Genomic DNA, 22,939 nt, shown 5'->3' on the forward strand with positions numbered 1-22,939 from the left:
GTCTAGAGGTTATATCTGCAATATATTTTAGACCAATAATTTTTTGTTGTCGCAAGGGTATGACCATCTATTATGTTTAACACGTTAAAAGGACGGCTGTATTTTCTGGCTATCCTTATAATATTTCCGTGCTATCTTTTTATATACGAGAGTTTTGGTTACAGTCGAAACATTGTGAAAGAAGAAGTACGAAAAGTCGCAGACATCGTTTCTTACCAAGTGGCTGATATTCAAGAGCATCTTGTCCAGTCTGCGTATGTTTTTTTATCTAATCTAACCGCCTCTCCCAAGTTACAAGACCCTGACTCTGACGAATGCCGACAGTTTCTCGTCGAGTTGCTTCCGCTGTACGATTATTACGTCAACATTGGTGTGCCGAATCGAAATGGGATTCTTACCTGTAATAGCATGCCATTATCTGAAGCGATTGATGTTAGCGATCGCAGCTACATCCGTGAAGCGATTTCTGGTCAGTATTTCACCACCAGTGGGGTACAAGTAGATCGTGTGACGGGCGTCCCGACGGTTAACTTCGCTTATCCCGTTTTTAACCTGCAAAATAGCAACGACATTGTTGGGGCTGCTGTGGTGGTTATTTCGTTAGATTGGTGGAGTTCTTTTCTAGAAAGAAGTCAATTGCCCCCAGACAGTGTTGCCTATATTTTGGATGCTAATGATCAACCAGTCGTAACTTATCCTGCAGGCAATCAATATGTTCCCCCAGCCCTTTTGAACCGCTTTTGGCGAGGAGAAGATGGCGTGAGTCGTGTATTTCACAAGCGCCAGATAATCGATGAAAAAGGCAATGTGCAACTGACTTTTTTAACGGGTATTGCGGTTGATTCTGCATTAAGTGCGGTAAATAAACGATACATTATGATTACTGCGGTATTTTCCGTTTTGATTTTATTTATGTTGATATTGCTCCATTTCTTTTTAACAAACTCACTATTAAAGCCGCTTAATGTGTTGACTGACTTAGTCATTCGTTTAGGCCGAAATGAAAAAATGCCGACCAATCGTCCCATTGGCGTTCAGGAAATGGATTATCTACAGCAGCATTTCTTGGAAATGGCGTCATTGAAGCAAAAAGCAGAGCAAGACATTATTGATCAAGCGCAAACAGACCGCTTAACGGGCATTTCAAATCGTGAGGCATTCAGCCAGGTACTCGCTGATACTTTGGCGCAAGTTGACCCTCAACATGGCAAGTTGGCGGTTATTTTGCTCGATCTTGATAATTTCAAAGAAATAAACGACACCCGAGGGCATGAAGTCGGAGACGCTATTTTGCAGCAGATTGCTGAGCGCATCACGCAATACCCTTTTCATGCCAAAAGCATTAGCCGCCTGGGTGGAGATGAGTTTGTCTTCTTGTTTGATGGTCAACAGGTCGATTTATCACAGGTTCTTAAGTTGGCGGAAAGCATTCAAAGCCTGATCAAACAACCTTATTCTGTATTGAATGATAATGTGATGGTATCAGCAAGTTGTGGCGTGGCGGTTTATCCTGATGATGGTCGTGATAGTCGAGCCTTAATGGGGGCGGTGGATCAAGCGATGTATCATGCGAAGGCCAGTGGTCGGGATTGTGTGAAACGCTTTGATTGGAAATTGAAGCAGGCGCTGTTAGATAAAGTCGAGTTGATTAAAGACATAAATAAAGCATTAAAGAATGATGAGTTCTTTTTGGTGTATCAGCCCATAGTTGACCGAGAGGGTAAGGCGCTCAAGTTTGAAGCCTTGATTCGATGGAACCACCCAGAAAAAGGGCTTATTAGTCCCGATGAATTTATTTCAGCAGCAGAAGAGTCTGGTCTAATAGTAGATATTGGCGGCTGGGTTATTCAAGAAGCCAAGGCTGCGTTATCTAAATTACAAGTTGCTCGTGGTCCTGATGTGCAAATAGGGGTCAATGTGTCTCCTTTGCAGTTATTAAATCGCCGTGAAGGTGCCGATGTGTTTTTATCGAGCCTGATAACTGGCTCTGGTGAGTTAAACCGTAGTGCAGATGAAAAGAATGGCTTGGTTGTGGAAATTACTGAAAACCTTTTAATGGAAATGGATGAGCGTACGCGTCAAGTGCTAATGGATTTCAGAAAAAATGGCATACAAGTGGCTTTAGATGATTTCGGGACCGGTTATTCATCATTGGCGTACATAATGAATTACGACATTGATTTCTTAAAAATCGATCGCAGTTTTGTGCAAACACTTAGCCCTGAGTCTTCCTCCTCTTCGCTTTGTGAGGCGATTATTAACATGGCTCACAAACTGAAGATTATGGTCGTTGCTGAAGGGGTTGAAACCAAACAACAAGCCGACTTGTTGTTGCAATATGGCTGTGATTTTCTGCAAGGGTATTATTTTGCTAAGCCATTACGTTTAGAAGAAGCGCTTTTATATCCAATTCAGAAAGAGATCTAGCAGCATAAGGAAAGTGATTTGTGCTGCTAGATTACAGCCACCATGAATGGCGGCGTTAGCTTGGCAGGCCCTCGTACGTAGGGATATCGCCTAAGTTTTCATCCCAATTGCCTTTGCTGTCCATGAATATATGAGCTTGTGGGGTGATATCGACCTCTGTGTCTAAGCAACCCGCAGGCACCACAACTAAACCACGAGCTTTCGCGTCTGTTGGCATATTAGAGCCACATACAGAGCAAAATGTACGGGCAAAGTTCGTGTCTTCTAGACGATAAAAGCTGAGCTTATCTTCGCCGCTTAACCAGTTTAATGTAGCGCCTGAAGCAAATAGGTTGGCGCAATGGGCCGTGCCAGAGGTTTTTCTACAGCGGCTACAATGGCAAAGAAAAAATTTCGTAAATTCTCCTTCTAGCTCAAACGTAACGGCATTACACAAACAAGATCCTGCGTGAATATGACTCATAACGAAATCCCCCAATACAATTAAAGGTTAAACACCGACAGAAAACATGCCTTCTAAATCATGTTTTGAATAGGCACGAAACGCCAACATGGTTTCTGTTTTCAGAATGTTATCGATCTGTGCAAGGTGCTGTGTCACTAATTCAGATAACTGATCATTGGTCTGCACTCGGGCAATGGCGGTGATGTCGTATGAGCCACTGACAGAATACACTTCAGATAAACCTTCAATGGACGCTAATTTTTCGGCCACTTGGTTAATGTACTTTTTCTCTACAGAAAGCATGATGATAGCGGTAACCACGAGAATCTCCTCTTCGTATGGTGAGTGTACGCTGGTGTCTGGATAAAGTTGCTTTTCAAGCCTGTGAGCGCCAGCGAATAGTTGGAGAATTAAAGCACCTTAAGCGTCGATTTACAAAGGAACAGACAGCTAGCCGCTCACGCCAAATAGGAAAGCAGCATAATGAAAAAGAGGCTTTACTGACGAAAGCGACGTACATAGGCATAGGCTCTGCCGTTTGGAAAGCGAGAAGCATTTAGGCATAAAGTTTAATAAGAGAAGGTTATAGAAAGCGCAAAAGTTATATTTTACTTTGATTATCTGACGCAACTATTCATTTGTTTACGCAATGTTATTAATAGAAAACGCTAGACTAATATCATTACGTAAAACTGCAGAAAAAACATAGTAAGAGGTTTAGTGCTTTTAGTATGATTTATCTAAGTATTGGGGTGAGCATTCATAATACCCAATCATAAAATGATTTCTTAGAGGTAGGGTGTGTTCGAGAAAAACACAGCGAAAATAAATAATAGCGTTGATTTAATGAAGGCTATTTTGGGTGTCCAAGATCAAAGCACAATGGAAGAAGAGCTTTTGACCAATTCGTTTAATAATGATTTGGAGCATCTAGTACAAACTATTCGACAACACCTAGGAATGGACGTTGCTTTTTTGTCTCGTTTTCATAATGGTGATCGTGAAATATTACATATTGATAAAAAAGATGTTTTTAATAACCCGCTCGATAAAGGCCATAAGGATAAAAACGAAGAAACCTATTGCCAGCTTATTGCTGATGAAAAACTGCCGAAGATTATTCCTGATACGTCGGAGAACGAAATCACCAAGGCGTTAGCGGTAACAAAAAAATTAAATATAGGCAGTTATGTTGGCGTGCCTATCTATTTTTCCGATGATTCTCTTTATGGCACCTTGTGTTGTTTCAGTGAGCAACCAGATGAGTCATTGACGAATAAAGACCTCTCTATATTGACGCTTTTTGCAAAGTTTGCCGCTCGTAACATAGAAAAAGAATTTAACGTATCAAAATCGCAGCAGGACGCTCGTGATGATATTTTTGAAATCATTCGTAACAAGCAACTCTCCATCGTATTTCAACCAATTTATGACCTTAAAACAAAGTCGATTACAGGTTTTGAATGCTTGTCTCGTTTTCAAACCAAGCCCTATTATTCCCCTGATTATTGGTTCAATAAAGCCAATGCGTCGGGTGTTGGCGAAGTACTAGAGTTGTTTGCCATTGAAGAGGCAATCAATTTATTGTCAGCTATCCCTGAGCAATATTACATAACGTTGAATGTTTCTCCTAAACACCTCACATCGTCTTATCTGCAAGCTATGTTAGATAAAGCGCCTTTGCATCGCATTGTAATGGAGGTGACTGAGCGAGAGTCTATTCCAGACTACAAAGCATTTCGGAATTCCATTCAGTCTTTTCGGGAGCGAGGTATGCGTCTTGCTGTCGATGATGCAGGAGCCGGCTTTGCCAGTTTTCAACACATATTGGAGCTGCAAGCGGACATTATTAAATTAGATAGAAGCTTAATTGCTAATCTGAATTCAGATCAAAGAAAAAGAGCCTTGGTCGCTGCTTTGATTGGCTTTGCAAAAGAAACCAAAAGCAAGGTGCTTGGTGAAGGTGTGGAGACTTTGGCGGAGCTGGAAGTGCTTCAAGAGTTAGGTGCTCAAAAAATACAGGGGTATTTTTTCTGCCACCCATTACCACTTAAAGATGCGTTAGCCTTTTGTGAGGCTTGATGCTTTGTTTTAAGCCTTTTCTGAGGTGTCTATAAGGTGTCATTGCTGTACATTTATTGCACACACCTTCTTTTAAAGTAATACTGTCTTTTCTTCCACGCCAAAAAAATAGTTTTTATGCTCGGTAATGGCATGTACTATGCCTAACTTTTATTTTAGAGCCATAGCCATTTTGCTATCCAAATCAATGGGAAAATGGAATTAGAGAGAGTGTTATGAATACAACCTATAAAGTGTTACTTGGAATGGTGCTTGGCATCATAGTTGGGTTGGTCCTCAACTTAACAGGACTAAACGCAGACGGAACATGGGCGAACAGTTACTTGACTGACGGTATGTTTAAAGTTGTCGGCACCATGTTTGTTAATGCGTTAAAAATGCTTGTCGTGCCGTTGGTTTTCTTTTCATTAGTTTGCGGTGTGTGCGGTATCGGTGACATTAGGTTGCTGGGCCGAATCGGTTCAAAGTCTTTCTTTTTATACTTAGTGACCACAGCAATCGCGATTGCTGCTGCGTTAATTATCGCCACAGGATTTGGTATCGGTGAAGGCATGAATGCTGAGTCTTCCTCGAGCTTTACAGGTAAAGCGTCACCACCACTTTCCACTGTTCTGATCAATATTATTCCTTCTAATCCAATTAGCGCGATGGCGGAAGGCGACATGTTGCCAGTGATCTTCTTCTCGATCATGTTTGGGGTCAGTATCTTAATGGTTGGGAAAAAAGCCACTGTTGTTAGCGACTTTATCGAAGCACTAAATGAAATCATGATGAAGATGGTTAACATCATCATGGCGGTTGCGCCTTACGCTGTGTTCTGTTTGATCGCTAGAGCTATTGCAGATTTAGGTATGGATTTGCTTGCTCAGCTACTCGGTTATGTATTGGTCTTGATTGGAGTGTTGTTATTCCACCTCTTTGTGACCTTACAGCTTATTCTGAAAGTCTTGTCTGGTTTAAATCCTATAACTTTCATGAAAAAAATGCGTAACACACAAGTGTTTGCTTTTAGTACTTCAAGCTCCAATGCGACGATTCCAGTAACCTTGCGTACCGTAACGCAGCGTATGGGCGTGAAAAACTCGGTAGCGTCTTTTACTGTGCCATTTGGGGCGACCATCAACATGGATGGCACCGCGATCATGCAAGGTGTAGCAACTGTCTTTATCGCTAATATCTACAACGTAGAGCTTGGTATGATGGGGTATTTAACCGTTATCTTGATGTCTGTATTGGCATCTATCGGTACCGCAGGCGTACCAGGTGTTGGTTTGATAATGTTGTCTATGGTGTTCGCACAAGTCGGCTTACCGATTGAAGGTATTGGCTTGATTTTGGGTGTTGACCGTTTGTTAGACATGATTCGTACAGCGGTTAACGTTTCTGGTGATGCTGTGGTTTCCATCGTCGTTGCCAAAAGCGAAGGTCAGCTAGATGAGAACGTCTATAACGATCCTGATGCGGGTAATTTGTCTGATCTGCATTTAGAGAAAAAACAAGCTTAATCAGCACGAAATATTGTTCTGAGTAAAATGCGATTGGAACGAAAAAAAGAGCGCTTACTTCGGTATGCGCTCTTTTTTTCGCGTGCGAAACAGGTGTTAAAAACGTGTAACAACCGTTACGCCTGGTGGGTTGGTTTTATCCATATTGGTTAGCGCGGCAATGGATTCCTCTAAACTGATGGTTCGACCAAGCAGCTTTTCTGGGCTGAGTTTACCCGTCTTGATCATGGCTAACATTGCATCGTAACGGAACGCCTGCATGCCGTGACTGCCAATAATTTCGAGCTCATGGGCAATGACCAAATTCATTGGAATCGGTGGTGTAGCTTGATCGGCTAATAACAAACCAACTTGAACGTGTTTCCCCAGCTTTTTCAAACTCTTAATGGAGTTTATGCAGGTTGTTGGGTGACCGAGTGCATCGATCGATACATGGGCGCCACCGCGGGTAATTTCTTTAATCGCTTCAGCCACATCTGCCACGCTGGTGGCATTAATGGTCGCATAAGCGCCTAGGGCTTTTGCTAGTTCAAGTTTATCGTCCGTCACATCCACTGCAATGACATTGGCACCAATGTTGTTGGCAATCATGATGGCCGACAAGCCAACACCACCACAGCCATGTACGGCGACCCATTGACCAGCGCTGACCTTACCTTGATCGACGACGGCTCTAAATGAGGTCACAAAGCGACACCCAAGGCTCGCTGCTGTGGTGAAGTCTATGTTTTCTGGCAAGGTGACCAGATTTACATCTGCGTGATGAATGGAGACATATTCCGCAAAAGATCCCCAATGAGTGAAACCAGGTTGAGTTTGATTACCACAGACTTGATGATTGCCACCGTGGCATTCTGGGCAAGAACCGCATCCGCTAACAAAAGGTACCGTGACTCGATCGCCTACTTTAAAGCGCTGAACATCCTTGCCTACGGCTTCAATAACACCTGCAAACTCATGGCCGGGAACGTGTGGTAAGACAATGTCTGGATCGTGTCCCATCCAGCCGTGCCAATCGCTACGACATACACCAGTCGCTTCAACTTTAATCACCACACCATGTTTTTCTGGTGTCGGGTCTTCTACATTCATAATTTTGGGGGTGGACGAAAAGCTTTCGTAGACAACGGCTTTCATAGTTTGCTCCTTTGCTGATCCGTACGACAGCCTAATAGACTACTGAATATACGAGAAATTACCTTGCTCTTTTTCTTGTATATTGGAGAGCTTAAGAAATACTATTTCAGATATGAGGTTAATAAGAGGGGAATCTTTCAATGACGGCTTTGGATAAGGTAGACACTGATATCGTTCGGCGTATGCAGCAAGATGGCAAGCTAACTAACGCAAAATTAGCTAACGAACTTTCGTTAAGTGAAACGCCCTGTTGGCGTCGTCTCAAACGTCTAGAGGAAGAGGGCATCATCACCGATTATCAGGCGAACCTTGATCGTCGTAAACTGGGCTTCGGCGTGATGGCGTTTGTGCAGCTGACCTGTAATCAGCATGATGCAGAAACGACTCAAACTTTCGAAGAAATGATCCAACTATGCGACAATGTTTTGTCCTGTCACAACACCACAGGTGCAGCTGATTTCTTGTTGCAAGTGGTTGCCAAAGACCTAGATGACTACAGTCGTTTTGTGGATCAGGTGTTGAGAAAACTACCCGGTGTGTCGGCGATTGCCTCGAATATCTCACTGCGAGAACTGAAAGCCTCAACACGACTGCCAGTATAATGACTGTATTTTAGAGAAGATGCAGATAATACAAAGCCAACCGGTAAGGGTTGGCTTTGTGCTTCACACGATAGAAAAACAAACAATCACAAGGTCATTACAATACGGCCGGTGATGTCGCCTTTTTCCATATCGGCAAAAATCTCGTTAATATCATCCAGTGTTTTTTCGGCGATAATCGCTTTAACTTTACCGCGCGCAGCAAACTCCAAACACTCTTCTAAGTCTTTGCGGGTGCCAACGATGGAGCCAACCACGCTGACACCATTAAGAACAGTGTTGAAAATGGGTAATGGCATGTCTTCTGGGGGCAAACCAACCAAGACACACTTGCCGCCGCGACGAATCACGTCATAGCTTTGTCTAAAGCCCGCTTTGCTCACAGCAGTGCAAACAGAGGCATGCACACCGGAAGTAGCGTCTAAAATGTTTTTAACGACATCGTCGGTTTTGAAGTCAAAGAAATATTCCGCACCGAGCGACATGGCTAATTCACGTTTGGCTTCGCCTGTATCAACCGCTACGACTCGAAACCCCATGGCAACAGCGTATTGCACGGCTAAATGCCCTAGTCCACCAATGCCAAACAGAGCGACCCAATCACCAGGTTTTGCACCAGATACTTTGAGAGCTTTGTATGTCGTTACACCAGCACAAAATAACGGTGCTGCTTCTACATAACCTAAGCCTTCAGGAATTTTAACCACATATTCTGCATGGGCGGCACAAAATTCAGCGTAACCGCCATCGACCGAATACCCCGCATTTTGTTGTTCAAGGCACAAGTTTTCATTACCTGTTAGACAGTACTCGCAATGTCCGCAGGCGCTGTATAACCAAGGAATACCCACTCGATCACCCAAGGCCAAATGTTTTACTGCGCTGCCAACCTCGACGATTTCACCGACGCCTTCGTGACCTGGAATAAAGGGCAGAGTAGGTTTGACAGGCCAATCTCCGTGGCAAGCGTGTAAATCCGTATGGCACACCCCACAAGCATGAATCTTGACGAGTACTTGATTGGGTTCGATCTTAGGCTTAGCGACATCTTCAATTTTTAGAATGGCGCCAAACTTACTGGCTACAGCTGCTTTCATGACAAACTCCATCTTTTGATTTAATTAGACGCAATGCTATGAGGTCATAGTGACACAGATGAAGAAGGCAAGAACTGCGTTAGATCAGTGTTAGCTCTTAATTTTTTATAAGAAAAAAAGACTTTGTAAGGGCGTCTCTACTTAGTGCAGTAAACATGCAGCCTAAGTGCATCTCTTGAAATGCGGTTGTTTTTCATCCTGCCATCGCCAACTATGTATGTAGGAAGACGAAATAAAGCAAACGCTAACTAGGAGGAAAATATGCAAAATCAAACTGCACATGCCCACCACATTACAGACATCATCAAAGTAATGAACGGCGGTATTGAATTCTACCAAGAAGCGAAGAACAAGCTTGATGACAGTACGTATAACGCATTTTTCAATCGCATGATTGATGCTAAAGAGGAAGCGGTTGAAGAGCTACAACCTTTTGCAGTTGTTCAGCAAGGTGAAGTAGAAACCGATACGGATAATTTAGTCAAAGCGCGTCAGACTTACACTAAGTTGATGGCGAAAGTTTCTACTGAAGGAACCGTTTTTACCTATGTTGACCAGTTAGAAGAAGTGGAAGACAAGGTACTTGAAGAGCTCGATTTAGCACTTGAGAGAAACCAAATGCAAGATTGTGACGCCACGTTGCGCCGAGTTAAAGTCAGAATGAAAGAGTGCCATGATGAAATGAAGGCGCTACAAGTCGCAGCGCAACAGTAATTAATGTGAACTCATAGTCCGTACGCTGGCCTTTAACTTGCCTTTGCTTTTTGGGTTAGCATCAAGGCAGGAACTTAGGCAAAGCGTTACGGATCATTGTTAATGTTATAAAGCCAGCATGGATAGATTAGGGATCCATGCTGGCTTTTTTATTTGTCGCTAATGACGGATTCAGGGACGATGACACTCAACGATTGAGGTCTGACGATGACTTCTAGCTTCTCAGCTTCGCGTTCTTCGCCATCTAACACATAGTGTCCTACTTGGCTGATGTCTACTGTTACCCTTGAGGCAGCGCGGTGGAATACACCATTGTTCCCTTCTGGGGCCTCACTGTCTTCATTTTGATCACCCAAACCGAGCATAGCCAATTCGGCCAAGTTTAATATTTGCATACGCTCTGGGTCTAACCAGGTTAAATCCAGCTCGCCATCCATAATATTTGGAACACCTTTGCCTTGTGCCAAAAGCGTTGTGATCGGTGCGGCATTGGCAATGGTTAGGCTTGGCGTTTTGATGGTGAAGGGTTCGTCGTCGTTCAGTTGAATAGTGAATTCATGCACTTCGTTTTGACCAATCGCTTCCCAAAGACCTTTTAAATAAGCGAGTTGACCACTGGTGTTCTTTTTACTGCGGTCCGCTTTTTCGATCATCTGTTGTTCAAAACCAACGCCCGCTAGTAACAGCATTAACTCGCCGTTACAGGTGGCTGTATCGATGCGTTGTTCGCAGCCATCAATGAGGTTTAAGCAAATGGTTTCCAAAGGCGCGACTTTTGACATCGTGCCACACAAAACGTGGCTTAGCGCATTGGCGGTGCCAAATGGAATAATGCCCAGCTTAATGTTGGTGCCGACCATAGCTGCGGCAACCTCTGTAACTGTTCCATCGCCACCGCAGGCAATAATCATATCGGGTGAGGCTTTAACTGCTTCTTTGGCCAATGCGGTACCATTTTTCTCTGGCGTGGTGGTTTTCACTGTGACATCAAAATATGCCGATAAATAACGCAGGATGACGTCTTGTTGTTCTTCCCACTGGCGTGTTCCGGACACCGGATTGGCAATCAGCCAAGCGGAGTTATGCACCACCAAAAGCTTATTTTCCAACGCGCTTTTTAGATGTTTAAACTGACGTTTGTTTAAGCGAACGGTTTGGCGAATTTCACGTATTTTTTCCATCACCTGTCTGGGAGTGGACTTTGGGTTCTGGCTTAATAAATACGCAGCCATCATAAAGGCTGAGCGACCGCGCCCTAAGGCACAATGAATGACCACAGAGCGCCCTGTTTTACGGTGTGTATGTATCCAGTTCAGTGCCTTCTGTATTTGCGTATCGGAAGGCACTGAATGATCAAGGATGGGAATGTTTAAGTAGTCCACACTGTCTTGGTAAGACATCCAATTCAAAGAGCTAAACTCAGCGGTTACGTCTAAAACAGCGCTAATGTTTTCGCTTTTTATTTCATGAATATCTGAAGGGAACAAGCGTCGTGCTAAGAACAAACCGTCATCTATTTTCTGCAGCGCTGGCACAGAATCTGTGCTTCTCGCCCAACTGTTATAAAGCTGGGTACTCCACAAAAACGGCAGAAATATCCAACGTACATAAATGGGCACAGTGCCATCGGAACGTTTGCGAAATATTGTTGGTTTATTAAGAAGGTAGGCCAGACTGACAGTGAAAAAAGACAGGGCAAACCATGCCCAAGCGAGCTGAAAATAGATATTGCTGGTCATGATAACCAACAAAACAAATACTGCAGACACTAATAAGTAATAATTTGGTTTAAACAATACAACTCTCCCTAGAGTCCAGCCATAGTGTAAACAGAGTAACATACTGTTTTTTAAAAGTAAGATAGTAGCCTGTAAAGGTACAGGTAGAAAAAAAGAAATACACTATAAAAGACAGACATTTGGCAACATCGTCTTAGTATTTGACACCGACCATTAGTGGATTAAAAATCGCATTTTCGACCATGATTTTTTCTAAACGTCGCGTTGCCTCATTGGCTTTTGGCGATGTGAACAAGGTTACTTCCATATCAGGAAGAGTAGGCAAGTCCTGATAAATAGCCAAATCCTCTTCTAAAGTATGGTAAGGAACAATCCCAATCCCAACGCCAGCACGCACCGCAGCTAGGACGCCAGAACGGCTTTGGCTGGTGAACGCGATGCGATAAGGAATATTTGCCCTGTCGAGTGCTTCACAGGCGAATTGACGATGTTTACACCCCTCTGCAAATACCACCAAAGGCAGTACGCTCTGGGTATGCACAAAATGATTTTTTGGGCCAATCCACACCAATTCATCACGGCGTAAGCGAACGCCGCCTTCGGTGTCAGCCAGCATTTCAACTAAAGCAATATCCAGCTTGCCTTTGTCCAAAAGATCGAGCAAATAATCTGGTCGATAATCACAAACGGCTTCTAGCTCCGCTTCTGGGTAGCTCAGAATAAAGTCCTGTAAAAGTGGAGCAAGTGTGCGGCTGGCGTATTGATCATGCGTTCCTAGCCGAACCACACCACTGATGTCCATATTCTGAAACGAGCCCACAATTTGATCGTGAAGATTCAAAAGCTGCTGAGCATGCGTTTTTAGTTGTTCTCCAACAGCGGTTAATCGCACACCATGTTGGCCACGTTCCATTAGTGGATTAGCGATTAAATCTTCCAAGCGGTTAAGCTGCATACTGATTGTGGATGGCGCCTTGTGCAGTTGTTTGGCAGCCTCAGTCAGGTTTAGCGTTTCAGCCACGACCATGAAAGTGCGAAGTAAATTTATCGGTAAATCACGCATTTTTAGTTTTCAATTTAGTTGAACGTAGATATGAATATTTATCGATTTACCGAATAAAAGCAAGCTCCTAATATGGCGACATTGATCGTTTTTCGTACATGCCTTTCAAAGGTATTGAAGCAAGGGGTTTGTGATGCGTATTCCAATAACATTCGGCTTTAATCAGGTTATCAGTCACGGTTTTGGTATTTTCTTGTTTGCGGCATTAGTCCCCACCATGCAAAACTCACTTGATATCACCAGCTGGCATCTCGCTTTAGCGGGGGCGCTAACACAGGTGTCCTATCTTGTTGGTGCCATGTTATTGGGTGTGATTGGCCCACGTTTGGATTCGGGGCGCTTGTTACTGATCACAGGTAGTCTGACCACCTCTTTGCTGTTTACCATGGCGTGGCTGGATAATACGACTGTCATGATTGTTGTTCTCACCGTGATGGCGGCGAGTGCCGCAATTAGTTGGGGATCGATTGTAGAACTGGTTACTCGCTATGGTCGCCCAGACAGAACAGCAACCAACCTGTCTATTGCATCAAGTGGCACCGCTTGGGGTTATAGCGTCAACGGTTTGATCATTTTACTGATTGTCCCACTCTTGGGTTGGCGCAGTGGTTGGATGGCTGCATCCGTACTTGGATTGGTGACGTTATTCGCGACGCTTAGTTTGCTTAAAAGTGTCCGCGCTGAAGTACAAGATCAAGACATTGATGTTACTTTTGCCATGGGCACACGACAGTTGTTTAAAACCGTATTGCGTGAACGCACCGCTTTTCTTGCTTGCTTCATATTGTTACTGGTTGGCGCGTCAACCATGACATTTACCACCTGGCTGAATACCTATCTGGCCGAGTTATCACTACCGCCAGCATTAGGTGGTTACACTTGGGGTATCATCGGGTTAACGGGCATGATTGCGGGTTTCTTTGTTGGCAAGCTGGCGGATAAGAAAGGCCATAGTGTCACGCTTTTGGTTATTTTCGGTGTGTTTGCTTTAGGATTATTGGCTTTCACTTATCGTCCTGAGCAGTTCGTTATGCTTGCAGGCTTTGGCTACGGCATGATGTATTTTCCTATTTGGGGCATTATTGCTGGCTGGATAAGCAAACAATACTCTTCCAAAGCGACCATGCAGATCAATGGTATTGGCATGGTGACGTTTGGGCTTGGTGGCGCCTTGGGGAACGTGTTGGCAGGGATGATTTATGACACAACGGGCAGTTTAGCTAATGTGTATTTGCTGATCTGCGGACTGAGTGTCGTGCTGTTTGTATTGGCAATGTATATCTTCTTGCATGAACGTCAATCCAATAAGCCTCGCTCTGATAGCTTCTTACAGCCTGGTGTTTGAGGCTCGCAACTAGAGCGGAATTATCTGTAAATGATCGCCAGCTTTAATGGCTGGCGATCAAGTTGTTCAAGGCGTTGGAGATCAAATTCGGCTTTACCAATGTCGGCTTTACTGGTTTATCAAACCAGAACGACATTGGTTGATCAAAACCGATGCCGTGCATGTAGTTGTAGAGCGCTTTACGCAGTCCGTCGCCTAGCATGTCATGATCGGTTCCCGTTGGGTCGGTAAAATCCACATCGTTTTCGGCGAATAAAATATCAGGTCGTTCTGCCAAGGTAATGCCGTATTCGTCTGGATTAATACCAATTGGGCTGTGGGCGGTAGCCGCGAAGCGGTGCCAAAAAGCCGACTGAAAACAGCCGTGCGCCATCATCTGACGCACCATTTCCAGCGCATCAATGGTTTCTTGCTCGGTTTGGGTTGGGAAGCCATACATCAAGTAAGAGTGAACCAGAATGTCTGCATCGCTGAAGGCTTTAGTGACGCGCGCTACTTGCTCGACGCTGACCCCTTTTTTCATCAGTTTGAGTAATCGATCGGATGCGACCTCAAGACCACCGCTGACGGCGATACAGCCAGAATCTGCTAAAAGCTGGCAACGCTCTGGCGTGAAGGTTTTTTCAAAACGAATATTGCCCCACCAACTGATCACCACGCCGCGTTCGATTAGGCGTCTTGCTAAGGCAAACAAGGCTTTTGGGGGTGCGGCTTCATCGACAAAATGGAAGCCTGTTTGTCCGGTTTCGGCAATCAGTTCTTCAATCCGATCCACCAAGATATCCGCCCCCGCTGCATCGTAACGATCGATATAATCCAGTGTCACATCGCAAAAGCTGCATTTTCGCCAGTAACAGCCGTGGGCAATGGTCAGCTTGTTCCAGCGGCCATCGCTCCAAATGCGATGCATTGGGTTGAGCATTTCACATAAGGACAAGTATTCGCTTAATGGCAGACCATCGTAAATTGGCGTGCCGACATCGGTTTGAGGAATATCGTGCAGTTCCGCGTTTTCGTTATAGTGAACGAATGGCTCGCCATTTTCGTCTTCTGCGAGGAAGTAAGTACGTACTAACTCGTCTATTTCACGCTGGCCATCAAAGAATTCCAACAGCGTCATAAACGGGCGTTCGCCATCGTCCAGACAAATAAAGTCCACAAACTCGAATACGCGAGGGTCTTTTAGTGCACGTAGCTCTGTGTTGATAAAGCCACCGCCAAGCACCACAGGCAAATCGGGATTAATGTCTTTACAGGTTTGCGCGATACGCAGAGCGCCTAACATATTGCCTGGGAACGGCACGGTTAAAGCGACAACGCTGGGTTGGGTCTCTTCCAGATATTGCTCGACTAACTGTTCTAGAATCTCAGAACTAAAGCTAGGCTCGCCCATCAGAGTGTTGTAGAGATCATCAAAGCTTGGGTTCGCTGCGGCGAGACGTTCGCCATAGCGACTGACTTCAAAATACGGGTCGACGCCTTGGGTAATCACCGCAGACAAATCATTAATAAACAAAGTCGCTAAATACTTTGCTTTGTCTTGCACACCAAGCTGACCGAAAGCCGTTTTCAGAATATCACCTGATACGGCTTCCATTTGGGCAATGGCATCGAATGCTGGGCCTTCGGGTAGGAAACGGCGTGAAGTAATGCGTAAAGCAAGGCTGGAATCTTTGCCTTGTAAAAAGCGAATCACGGGCTCAACGCAAAGACGATAACGATCAAACTCTGCTAGAAAGGTAAAAATGGCATCGGGTAGTTCGTCGTCTTCAAAGGACTCGAAGTTATCTTCTACGTGTTGGCGGATAATATCCAGCGCAGGGGCTGTCATCATCTCAAGAAATAACTCGATAGCAGGATCTCTTTGTTCCGCCTCATAACCCCGAGAGCGCAGAAAGCCTGTCAGATACGCCGTCGCTGGGTAGGGCGTATTCAGTTGCGTCATGGGTGGGGTCATTAGAAGAACGGTCATAGCTTGCCTTTACAGTAAAACCTAATCGGAATAGGCGGATTCTAGCAAATGACCTAAAGAAAAGCCCCGTAAATTCGGGGCTGGTGACGGTTTATATTAGAGAAAGCTAGCGAATAATGGCAATTAATACGTCCATGACATTGGTATTGGTGGGGCCTGTAATAAAGATGGCCTCCTGTTCGCGCAAGTAAGTTCCTGCGTCTGCACGTTTCAAGGCATCGCGAACAGCGTGCATATCTTTCGCCGTTGAACCGTCTACGATACCGCCAGCGGCATCGGTTGGACCATCGCTGCCATCCGTGCCAGCAACCAGAACTAAGATATCATCGCGACCAGCGATATGTTCTGCAATGCCGAGCGCCAGTGCTTGGTTACGGCCACCATTGCCTGGGTTTTCTGGCAGTTTAACCGTTGGCTCGCCACCAAAGATGTATACACCCGGCTCAGCATTCAGCAGTTGCTGACCAATATAAGAAGACAGTATTTCAACATCGTCATACAGGTTTTCTGTATTTTCGATAACGCGATAACCAAGCTCGATTGCTTTGTTGGCCGCTGCTTCTCGGGCAACTTGGTTGGTTCCGATTAAGGCAACACTGGCGGGTGATGGACAACGTTTAATCGACCCTGTACCTGAGCCGATAACGCTAATGTCATCGCCTTCCACGTCAGAGATAGCCAAGACTCGAACGTCTGCGCCTTTAAACCCTGCTAACAATTTGCCATCTTTCAGAAGAGAGGTTTCTTTGCGGCGGGTATTGATTTGGCCGATATTGTAACCAGCCGCCAGCATTTGATCCGTAAGCTGTTGCCAGTCAGCCAGTGATACGTCATCGGGTAAGGCTTCAGATAACGCTGATGCACCTCCAGAAACGAGCAGCAATAGCCGACTACCGGATGGCATTTGCGAGACAGTGGAAAGCATTGTTTGACCCGCATCCAATGAGTTCTGATCCGGCACTGGGTGTGCGGATTCGATCACGGTGACGTTGTGGGCGTCCCACATGGTTTGGTCTGTGTGATCGTATTTTGTCACCAACAAGGCTGGGCAGTCGTTATCAAGAGCCGCTAACGCGCCGGCGCACATGCCGCTGGCCGCTTTACCGACAGCGATGATTTGATCTGGCTGAAAGTCTTCAAAAGCAGCGACTGCACGGTAAGTCGCATTGTATCCAGCAACAGCATCAATCGCGGCGTTATAAATAGTGACGGCAGAGTTTTTATCGTCTGAGTGCAAACCAGTTCTCCCTTACTTGCCTTGTAGGCGTAAAACAAAAAAACCGCATCAACAGGACAGAATCACGACCTTGATGCGGTTTATGGAATGTCTAACGACAGTATGACTTAATTGCCAAGTGGTCCTTGAAGGCCATTTTGAGCAAGTAAGGTCGTGTAGATATTCGAGTTCAATACCATCATCTGCGAGTATTCAGCAATAAGTGCTGCGCGTTTGTCTGTATCTTCGGTTGCGTTGATTGCTCCCCAGTATGCCGCAATCTGCGTCGCGCTGTCAGCTAGTTGCTTGATTTGCTCGGCAGATAGCGCCTTAACAGAACTCGTATTTACCTTACCCACGCCGTTAACTGTCTTCGCGCCACCGTTAGTGAAACCTTCAGGTAAATCGCCTTTTAGGTTAATCACTTTACCGTATTGGATCACACTTAGGATTTGATCCACGGCTTGTTTGGCACCTTCGACCCGAGAAACGTGCTCAGTGTCTGCCGCCGCATGTGGTAGAAGCTCCATTTTGCCAACGTGTTTTTCGTAGATGTTACGGTATGGAACCATTGGACCAGATAATTCACCAGTTTCTGGATCTTTGAATAGATCCGCATCGATTGCTGCGTAACGGATTTGACCGCTTGCTAGCGCGGCGTCTAACGCTTCGATATCAACCACTTCACCGCGGTCGTAGTTAACCAGTACCGCACCTTGTTTCATTGCAGAGAAAACGTCTGCATTGATGATGTCTGAGTTAGCAAACTTGCCTGTATCGGCATTAAATGCACCTAGACCAGTGTGTGGGCTAAGAACGTCAGCGTCTTGTGCTGCTTCAACGATGCTAGAAGCGTAAGTAAAGCCTTCTGACTCGATCCATTTTTGGTGAGCTGGGCGCGCGTAGACAGATACCTTCATGCCGAATGCGGCACCGAGTTTCGCGACTTCACGACCTATGTTGCCATAACCCACAACGGCAAGTTTCTTGCCTTCAAGCTTAGTCGTTGGGAACTCAGCAAGGTTCTTACCTGTGTCGAAGTCACCAGCCACAACGCGATCGTGCATAGCAGAAACTTGTAGATCTGGCAGTACTTTAAGCAGCGCTTTCATTGCCGCTTGTGCCGTAGCGCGAGAGTTGAAGCTTGGCGTGTTCATCAGTGGTGCGACACCACCTTCACCGTTACCGCCGCCCCAGCTTGCAGAACCCATGTTGCCTGTACCGGCACCAATACGGACACCGCCAAGTGAGAATTTAGATTCAGCTGGGAAGAATGTGGCTGCCGCGATAACCGCGTCGTATTGACCTTCGCCCGTTTCTGCAAGTAACTCGTCTTCACGGCTTAGGCTTGGTTGATAGAAAAAGTGCACTTTGCCTTTCGCTAGGTCGCCAGCGTCAGCAACAGAGCCGAAATGGAACTCACCGCCTTGAGACTTGATGTAAGCCGCAACTTCAGTGCAATCTGCGTTGCCGTCAGCATCGAAGACCATGCCAACAAGGTCGGCGATCAGAACTTTGTAAGCACGATTTGCGTCGTCTACTCGTACATCGCCTTCGGCTTTTGTCGCCACAGCGCTTTCGAAAGATTCGCCTTGCTCAGCGAGTAATTCTTCAAGAACCGCGTTTTTCGCACGCAGGTAACAGTACTGAATATTTTCTAGTAACGCTGTGATGTCTTGTGCCGGACGGATACCACCGATCCATGCACGGTAGTCGCCTGGCGTGCCAGGGAAGGCGTTCACGTAACGCGCAACGTCTAAACCTTTCTCGTGTGCGCCGTCAGTGTGAGTGATGCCCTCGTAGCCGAGCATTTGCTTAGATTTAGCAATGATGCGAGCGTGAACGTCGGCATCAGTGATGTCATTATCCGTGACTTTTAATAGCGTTACGGCTGCACCACGAGAGTCTGCATTAGATACACCCAGCTTGAACAAGTCGCTGCTTGCTATCCAGCTGTCTACAGCCTGGCGGTTTGCTGCAGAGCGAGCGTTAAGCTGGTAAACATCACCTATCATGCGTTCGTTACGAAGGATGGCAAAGGTGGTTTCTGCAAATGCTAAGGTACTGAATGTATTGATAATACCGCCCAGCATCTGGTCTTTTTCTGCATCGTAGATTGGGCCAAGATCAGTGGTTTTCTCGCTGGTTAGTGGCTCTTTTGCATCACGTGGCACGGCAATTTTAAGTTGACGAGGAATCGCCCAAGAAGGGGCTTTTTGGTTGGCATTGATCAGTGCCAAAGCCGGTTTCGTCAAAGAAACAATGAAGTAACCAGAAATACCGCCGATGGCTTTTTGGAACGGCATGAATAGGTTGCATTTTGTTAGTACGCCATCCACCAATTCTTTCGCCCAAGGCATAGCACCAAGTAGGGACGTTGCATCGATTACGGCGTGGTGTTCTTCTGGGTTAGCGTCAATCCAAGCCAATAGATTGGTAATTTCTTGCTCTGTGTAAGTGGTCGCGCCAGTGGTTTCATGGCCCACCCCGAAAAATAATTTAACGCCTTTTTCGATTAGGAAATCTGCGCTTGGAATCGCGCCTTCGCCCTCTGCAAAGATAATGCGGTTTTCGTCACCGTTCGTTGCATAACGCTGTAATTCTGTTAGCTGAGTCCCCCAAGATTGACGGAAGAAACCGCCCGCCTTGCCTTCAGCCGATTCGGGCTTAGGCGTATCAACGTACACAATTTGAGAGGCATCGTTTGCAGTCATTAAATGCAGTGCGGCTGCGGTAAAGCCACTGTGACCACCACCAAGACCAACCGCCATACAGTTGGCTTTAGGAAAACCAAAGTAGCGGTGAATTTCACGCATCATGTCGTTTAGGACTTTGTCTGCAGGGTAGCCACGGTGCATACCACGACCGATTTCAGCTGTCGTGAAGCTACCAATGCGATTGCCTTTGTCGTCTAGTTTTGGGTAGTTTTCTTCTATCCAAGCATCAAATTCAAAACGAAGTTGACGAGCATCTACTTCGTTTAATGTCATGTCTGTAATCGGACCGACGCCGAAGAACTGGTTGCTAGTAGCCTTAGGAGCGCCATTTTGTGTCAGAGAAAGCGCACTCGCGCGAGCGGCTTTAAGTTGCTCAATTGAAGTCATCGTTTTCATTACCTGCAAGATAGTTTATACGTTCGCTCTGGCTTTAATGGCTGTTCTAAGACCAGGCAGAGAAGAGTCCCTGTCCTTTCTCTATAGGTCAGAATCTTTACCTATAGGCAGTACCCAAACAGAGCATGGTTTTATTTTTTAAACACAAAACGATTAATGAGAATCTTTATTACGTTGTGCTAGTGCAGCAGTGTAATCTTGTTCAACGACATGAAAGTGTTCTGAAAACGCCAAAATAATGCGTGTCTCCTACATATGGGCGTGATAAATCGACTAAAAAGTGAAAAAGCGCAGGTGATGGCGCTAAGGGAAGGGAGAAATTGACGCAAAGCTCGTAGCAGACCGATGACGAACGAGCTTTGCAGACTACTTCAGAATAGTCGTCAAATAGTCTGGTCCGAGTTGCTGCATTTGCTGTTCAACCCAAGCCACTCGTTGACGAAGATAATAGGTTAACTCGTTAGGGTTTCGAGTACGTGGACTGGGCAGCATAACAGCCAAACGCGCGGCTTGGTTCATCGTAAGCTTGCTCGCAGAGCGACCAAAATAATGTTGGCTTGCGGCTTCGACGCCATAAATGCCTTGCCCAAATTCGGCGATATTTAAATACGCCTCAAGAATGCGTTTTTTGCCCCACAGTGCTTCAAGGCTAACGGCAATGCCTGCTTCCAGTCCTTTACGAATAAAACTTCGACCAGACCAAAGGAAAAGGTTTTTTGCGGTTTGCTGGGTAATCGTGCTGGCACCACGAAGCCCTTGTCCATCATCGTATTGGTCAAGCGCTTTACTTATCGCGGTAAAATCAACCCCAAAGTGATTGGGAAAGCGTTGGTCTTCCGAAGCAACCACGGCGAGCGGCATGTAAGGCGGTAGCTTATCAATGCTGATCCAATCTTGAGTGACTGGATAAGGGCTTTGCAGCATAAACGCCGTTGTCGGTAGTGGCACAAAGCGAAACAGCAATAAAACGAAAACCAGCAACAGTAAAAAACGCCATGCAACAAACCAAACCCTGCTTAAAATACCTTGTTTACGCTTTGCCATTCATTGTCTCTTAATCGGTTTAACGAGGCTTGCTAGCTCGTGATTTATGTAAGTATAAACAAAAACGGCCACTGTCTCCTGTAAATCTGATCAAGGGTTCCGCTATTAAAAGCACGAATAAGCAATTGGCCGTCTTGGAAGTTTATTATTCCTTTACGTGAGATTGCCTTTAATCCTGTTGTGCGATTCCTGTAATATCCGCTTACCAATTTTAATTATATATAAAACAACAGCTTACTTAATAACATAGCGATAAGGGCAAGATTACATGGCCGATTTTAAAACCCACGTGACTGTGGCCGCCATACTCAGTACACCATTGGCAGCAAGTACCTTTATTGCTGGGGTGGCTAATATGAACGAAGCCATTTTTTATGCCTTGGCTGGAACGCTGGGTGGGTTATTACCTGATATTGATGCTGATGACTCTGCCGCTATTCGTCTGATTTTTCGGCTTTTTGGTGCCTTGGCTGGTGGACTGGCGATTGCATTTGGAATAGATAAATTGCTGCATTGGCAAGTGCTCGCCTTAGCGATCGTTAGCTATTTAGTAGTGCGTTTTCCGGTTCGCTGGGTGTTTGAACAATTCACCGTGCACCGTGGTACGCTCCACAGCCTTTTAGCCAATGTGATGTTTGCCATTCTTTCCGTACCCATAATGCATCACCTGTTCGCTCTTGAGGCAAAAACCGCTTGGGGCATTGGTGGTTTTATCTTCCTTGGGGCGACCATCCATCTCATATTGGATGAGCTATACAGCATTGAATTGTCTGGCATGCGCATCAAACGCTCGTTTGGTACTGCGATGAAGCTCACCGACTGGGGCGAGCCGCTGGCGTCGCTGGTGTTGGTGCTTGGCTGTGTTGTGGGTTATTGGCTAAGCCCAAGTGCAGAGGCTTGGCTAACCGCCTTTGCTTGGTGGCCGGATAACGTACAGTTATCAGACTGGTTTACACAAGAGCTAAACGAATTACGTCAGCTTTGGGGTTAGGGGATAAATGGGCATCGGATCAAGACTGGCTTATGAAGACATAACCCAGTCTGTCGCTTCTTTCTTACGCTTAAACACCTTAATGTCCGCAGAAATAAACCAGCTAATGACACGAATAAATCGGTTCTGCCAGCGATTCTTTCCATAAATGGCAATCCGATTAAATTCACCGCCAAGTCGCTGGCTTAATAAAAACTCCGACCAAGCACTTTTCATGCTCCAGCCTTTAAACTCACTAATATCGACTAACAAACCCGCATAAGGCGAATGGATAGTGTACAGCGCCGCTTCTATTTTGGGCGTGATGCTTTCAAAGTCCAGATCACTTGGGTGGCCTGACGTTTTCATATTCAGTAACAATTTGTCGTTAAAGCGCTTTGCATTCAGCGAAACACCATTTGTGTAATTAGACATAACCAGCTCCTAAAAAGCGCTTATCGATGGTGT

18 protein-coding genes are annotated in these 22,939 nt (G+C 45.5%); 7 read left to right on the forward strand and 11 right to left on the reverse strand.

From position 1 onward, the window contains the following. The first annotated feature begins 174 nt into the window (after positions 1-174). Complete coding sequence (locus tag C1X04_RS00860) at positions 175-2,427, forward strand: EAL domain-containing protein (RefSeq protein ID WP_175404870.1); 2,253 nt, start codon at positions 175-177, stop codon at positions 2,425-2,427. A gap of 55 nt (positions 2,428-2,482) precedes the next feature. Here the strand turns inward: C1X04_RS00860 and C1X04_RS00865 are convergent, their stop codons facing one another. After that, positions 2,483-2,890 (reverse strand): GFA family protein, encoded by a 408-nt coding sequence (locus C1X04_RS00865; protein ID WP_110574505.1) that lies wholly within the window; start codon positions 2,888-2,890, stop codon positions 2,483-2,485. Positions 2,891-2,917: 27 nt separating this feature from the next. Continuing rightward, positions 2,918-3,193 carry an Lrp/AsnC family transcriptional regulator gene (locus C1X04_RS00870; RefSeq protein WP_110574507.1) on the reverse strand — a complete coding sequence of 92 codons (276 nt, stop codon included), beginning with the start codon at positions 3,191-3,193 and terminating at the stop codon, positions 2,918-2,920. A 480-nt stretch (positions 3,194-3,673) separates the two neighbouring features. Between C1X04_RS00870 and C1X04_RS00875 the strand changes: the two genes are divergently transcribed. Both C1X04_RS00875 and C1X04_RS00880 read left to right on the forward strand, forming a co-directional pair. Continuing rightward, positions 3,674-4,954 carry an EAL domain-containing protein gene (locus tag C1X04_RS00875; protein ID WP_137168920.1) on the forward strand — a complete coding sequence of 427 codons (1,281 nt, stop codon included), beginning with the start codon at positions 3,674-3,676 and terminating at the stop codon, positions 4,952-4,954. A 215-nt stretch (positions 4,955-5,169) separates the two neighbouring features. Then, positions 5,170-6,459, forward strand: coding sequence for a dicarboxylate/amino acid:cation symporter (locus C1X04_RS00880; protein WP_110574512.1), 1,290 nt, complete (start codon positions 5,170-5,172; stop codon positions 6,457-6,459). Between the two features lie 96 nt (positions 6,460-6,555). Here C1X04_RS00880 and C1X04_RS00885 read toward each other — a convergent pair whose 3' ends face one another. Beyond that, positions 6,556-7,596, reverse strand: a complete 1,041-nt coding sequence (locus C1X04_RS00885) for a zinc-dependent alcohol dehydrogenase family protein (RefSeq protein WP_137168921.1) — start codon at positions 7,594-7,596, stop codon at positions 6,556-6,558. A gap of 140 nt (positions 7,597-7,736) precedes the next feature. Here C1X04_RS00885 and C1X04_RS00890 point away from each other — a divergent pair, with 140 nt between their 5' ends. Then, entirely contained in the window at positions 7,737-8,198 is a 462-nt protein-coding gene (locus tag C1X04_RS00890; protein ID WP_137168922.1) for an Lrp/AsnC family transcriptional regulator, read from the forward strand. Positions 8,199-8,284: 86 nt separating this feature from the next. Here the strand turns inward: C1X04_RS00890 and adhP are convergent, their stop codons facing one another. Beyond that, complete coding sequence (adhP, locus tag C1X04_RS00895; protein ID WP_110574518.1) at positions 8,285-9,295, reverse strand: alcohol dehydrogenase AdhP; 1,011 nt, start codon at positions 9,293-9,295, stop codon at positions 8,285-8,287. Positions 9,296-9,556: 261 nt separating this feature from the next. On the opposite strand from adhP, the gene C1X04_RS00900 reads away from it, so the two are divergent. Next, positions 9,557-10,009: a PA2169 family four-helix-bundle protein gene (locus C1X04_RS00900; RefSeq protein WP_110574520.1), complete on the forward strand. Its 453-nt coding sequence runs from the start codon at positions 9,557-9,559 to the stop codon at positions 10,007-10,009. 149 nt (positions 10,010-10,158) lie between these two features. Here C1X04_RS00900 and C1X04_RS00905 read toward each other — a convergent pair whose 3' ends face one another. Then, positions 10,159-11,805, reverse strand: a complete 1,647-nt coding sequence (locus tag C1X04_RS00905; protein ID WP_110574522.1) for a diacylglycerol kinase family protein — start codon at positions 11,803-11,805, stop codon at positions 10,159-10,161. A 136-nt stretch (positions 11,806-11,941) separates the two neighbouring features. Beyond that, positions 11,942-12,811 (reverse strand): LysR substrate-binding domain-containing protein, encoded by an 870-nt coding sequence (locus C1X04_RS00910; protein ID WP_137168923.1) that lies wholly within the window; start codon positions 12,809-12,811, stop codon positions 11,942-11,944. Positions 12,812-12,944: 133 nt separating this feature from the next. Here C1X04_RS00910 and C1X04_RS00915 point away from each other — a divergent pair, with 133 nt between their 5' ends. Then, on the forward strand, positions 12,945-14,156 hold the full coding sequence (locus C1X04_RS00915; protein ID WP_110574526.1) for a nitrate/nitrite transporter: 1,212 nt from the start codon (positions 12,945-12,947) through the stop codon (positions 14,154-14,156). A gap of 43 nt (positions 14,157-14,199) precedes the next feature. Here C1X04_RS00915 and C1X04_RS00920 read toward each other — a convergent pair whose 3' ends face one another. The 4 genes from C1X04_RS00920 to mtgA all read right to left on the reverse strand — a co-directional run bounded on the left by C1X04_RS00920 (position 14,200) and on the right by mtgA (position 21,501). Next, a complete protein-coding gene (locus C1X04_RS00920; protein WP_137168924.1) occupies positions 14,200-16,128 on the reverse strand; it encodes a radical SAM protein in 1,929 nt (642 codons plus the stop codon). A gap of 106 nt (positions 16,129-16,234) precedes the next feature. Next, positions 16,235-17,365, reverse strand: coding sequence for a glycerate kinase (locus tag C1X04_RS00925; RefSeq protein ID WP_137168925.1), 1,131 nt, complete (start codon positions 17,363-17,365; stop codon positions 16,235-16,237). 107 nt (positions 17,366-17,472) lie between these two features. After that, on the reverse strand, positions 17,473-20,448 hold the full coding sequence (locus tag C1X04_RS00930; protein WP_137168926.1) for an NAD(P)-dependent oxidoreductase: 2,976 nt from the start codon (positions 20,446-20,448) through the stop codon (positions 17,473-17,475). 375 nt (positions 20,449-20,823) lie between these two features. After that, a complete protein-coding gene (mtgA, locus tag C1X04_RS00935; protein WP_137168927.1) occupies positions 20,824-21,501 on the reverse strand; it encodes a monofunctional biosynthetic peptidoglycan transglycosylase in 678 nt (225 codons plus the stop codon). Between the two features lie 268 nt (positions 21,502-21,769). On the opposite strand from mtgA, the gene C1X04_RS00940 reads away from it, so the two are divergent. Further along, positions 21,770-22,492 carry a metal-dependent hydrolase gene (locus C1X04_RS00940; protein ID WP_137168928.1) on the forward strand — a complete coding sequence of 241 codons (723 nt, stop codon included), beginning with the start codon at positions 21,770-21,772 and terminating at the stop codon, positions 22,490-22,492. Between the two features lie 30 nt (positions 22,493-22,522). On the opposite strand, the gene C1X04_RS00945 is transcribed toward C1X04_RS00940, so the two are convergent. Next, positions 22,523-22,906: an STAS/SEC14 domain-containing protein gene (locus C1X04_RS00945; protein WP_137168929.1), complete on the reverse strand. Its 384-nt coding sequence runs from the start codon at positions 22,904-22,906 to the stop codon at positions 22,523-22,525. Between the last annotated feature and the right edge of the window lie 33 nt (positions 22,907-22,939).

Source organism: Marinomonas sp. FW-1 (assembly GCF_005222245.1).
Lineage (GTDB): Bacteria > Pseudomonadota > Gammaproteobacteria > Pseudomonadales > Marinomonadaceae > Marinomonas > Marinomonas alcarazii.

What these genes read in the sequence shown, in the direction of transcription:
- C1X04_RS00865 (WP_110574505.1), bottom strand. Translation starts at nt 2,890, where the DNA reads ATGAGTCATATTCACGCAGGATCTTGTTTGTGTAATGCCGTTACGTTT.
- C1X04_RS00880 (WP_110574512.1), top strand. Translation starts at nt 5,170, where the DNA reads ATGAATACAACCTATAAAGTGTTACTTGGAATGGTGCTTGGCATCATA.
- C1X04_RS00885 (WP_137168921.1), bottom strand. Translation starts at nt 7,596, where the DNA reads ATGAAAGCCGTTGTCTACGAAAGCTTTTCGTCCACCCCCAAAATTATG.
- C1X04_RS00890 (WP_137168922.1), top strand. Translation starts at nt 7,737, where the DNA reads ATGACGGCTTTGGATAAGGTAGACACTGATATCGTTCGGCGTATGCAG.
- adhP (WP_110574518.1), bottom strand. Translation starts at nt 9,295, where the DNA reads ATGAAAGCAGCTGTAGCCAGTAAGTTTGGCGCCATTCTAAAAATTGAA.
- C1X04_RS00900 (WP_110574520.1), top strand. Translation starts at nt 9,557, where the DNA reads ATGCAAAATCAAACTGCACATGCCCACCACATTACAGACATCATCAAA.
- C1X04_RS00910 (WP_137168923.1), bottom strand. Translation starts at nt 12,811, where the DNA reads ATGCGTGATTTACCGATAAATTTACTTCGCACTTTCATGGTCGTGGCT.
- C1X04_RS00915 (WP_110574526.1), top strand. Translation starts at nt 12,945, where the DNA reads ATGCGTATTCCAATAACATTCGGCTTTAATCAGGTTATCAGTCACGGT.
- C1X04_RS00920 (WP_137168924.1), bottom strand. Translation starts at nt 16,128, where the DNA reads ATGACCGTTCTTCTAATGACCCCACCCATGACGCAACTGAATACGCCC.
- C1X04_RS00930 (WP_137168926.1), bottom strand. Translation starts at nt 20,448, where the DNA reads ATGACTTCAATTGAGCAACTTAAAGCCGCTCGCGCGAGTGCGCTTTCT.
- mtgA (WP_137168927.1), bottom strand. Translation starts at nt 21,501, where the DNA reads ATGGCAAAGCGTAAACAAGGTATTTTAAGCAGGGTTTGGTTTGTTGCA.
- C1X04_RS00940 (WP_137168928.1), top strand. Translation starts at nt 21,770, where the DNA reads ATGGCCGATTTTAAAACCCACGTGACTGTGGCCGCCATACTCAGTACA.
- C1X04_RS00945 (WP_137168929.1), bottom strand. Translation starts at nt 22,906, where the DNA reads ATGTCTAATTACACAAATGGTGTTTCGCTGAATGCAAAGCGCTTTAAC.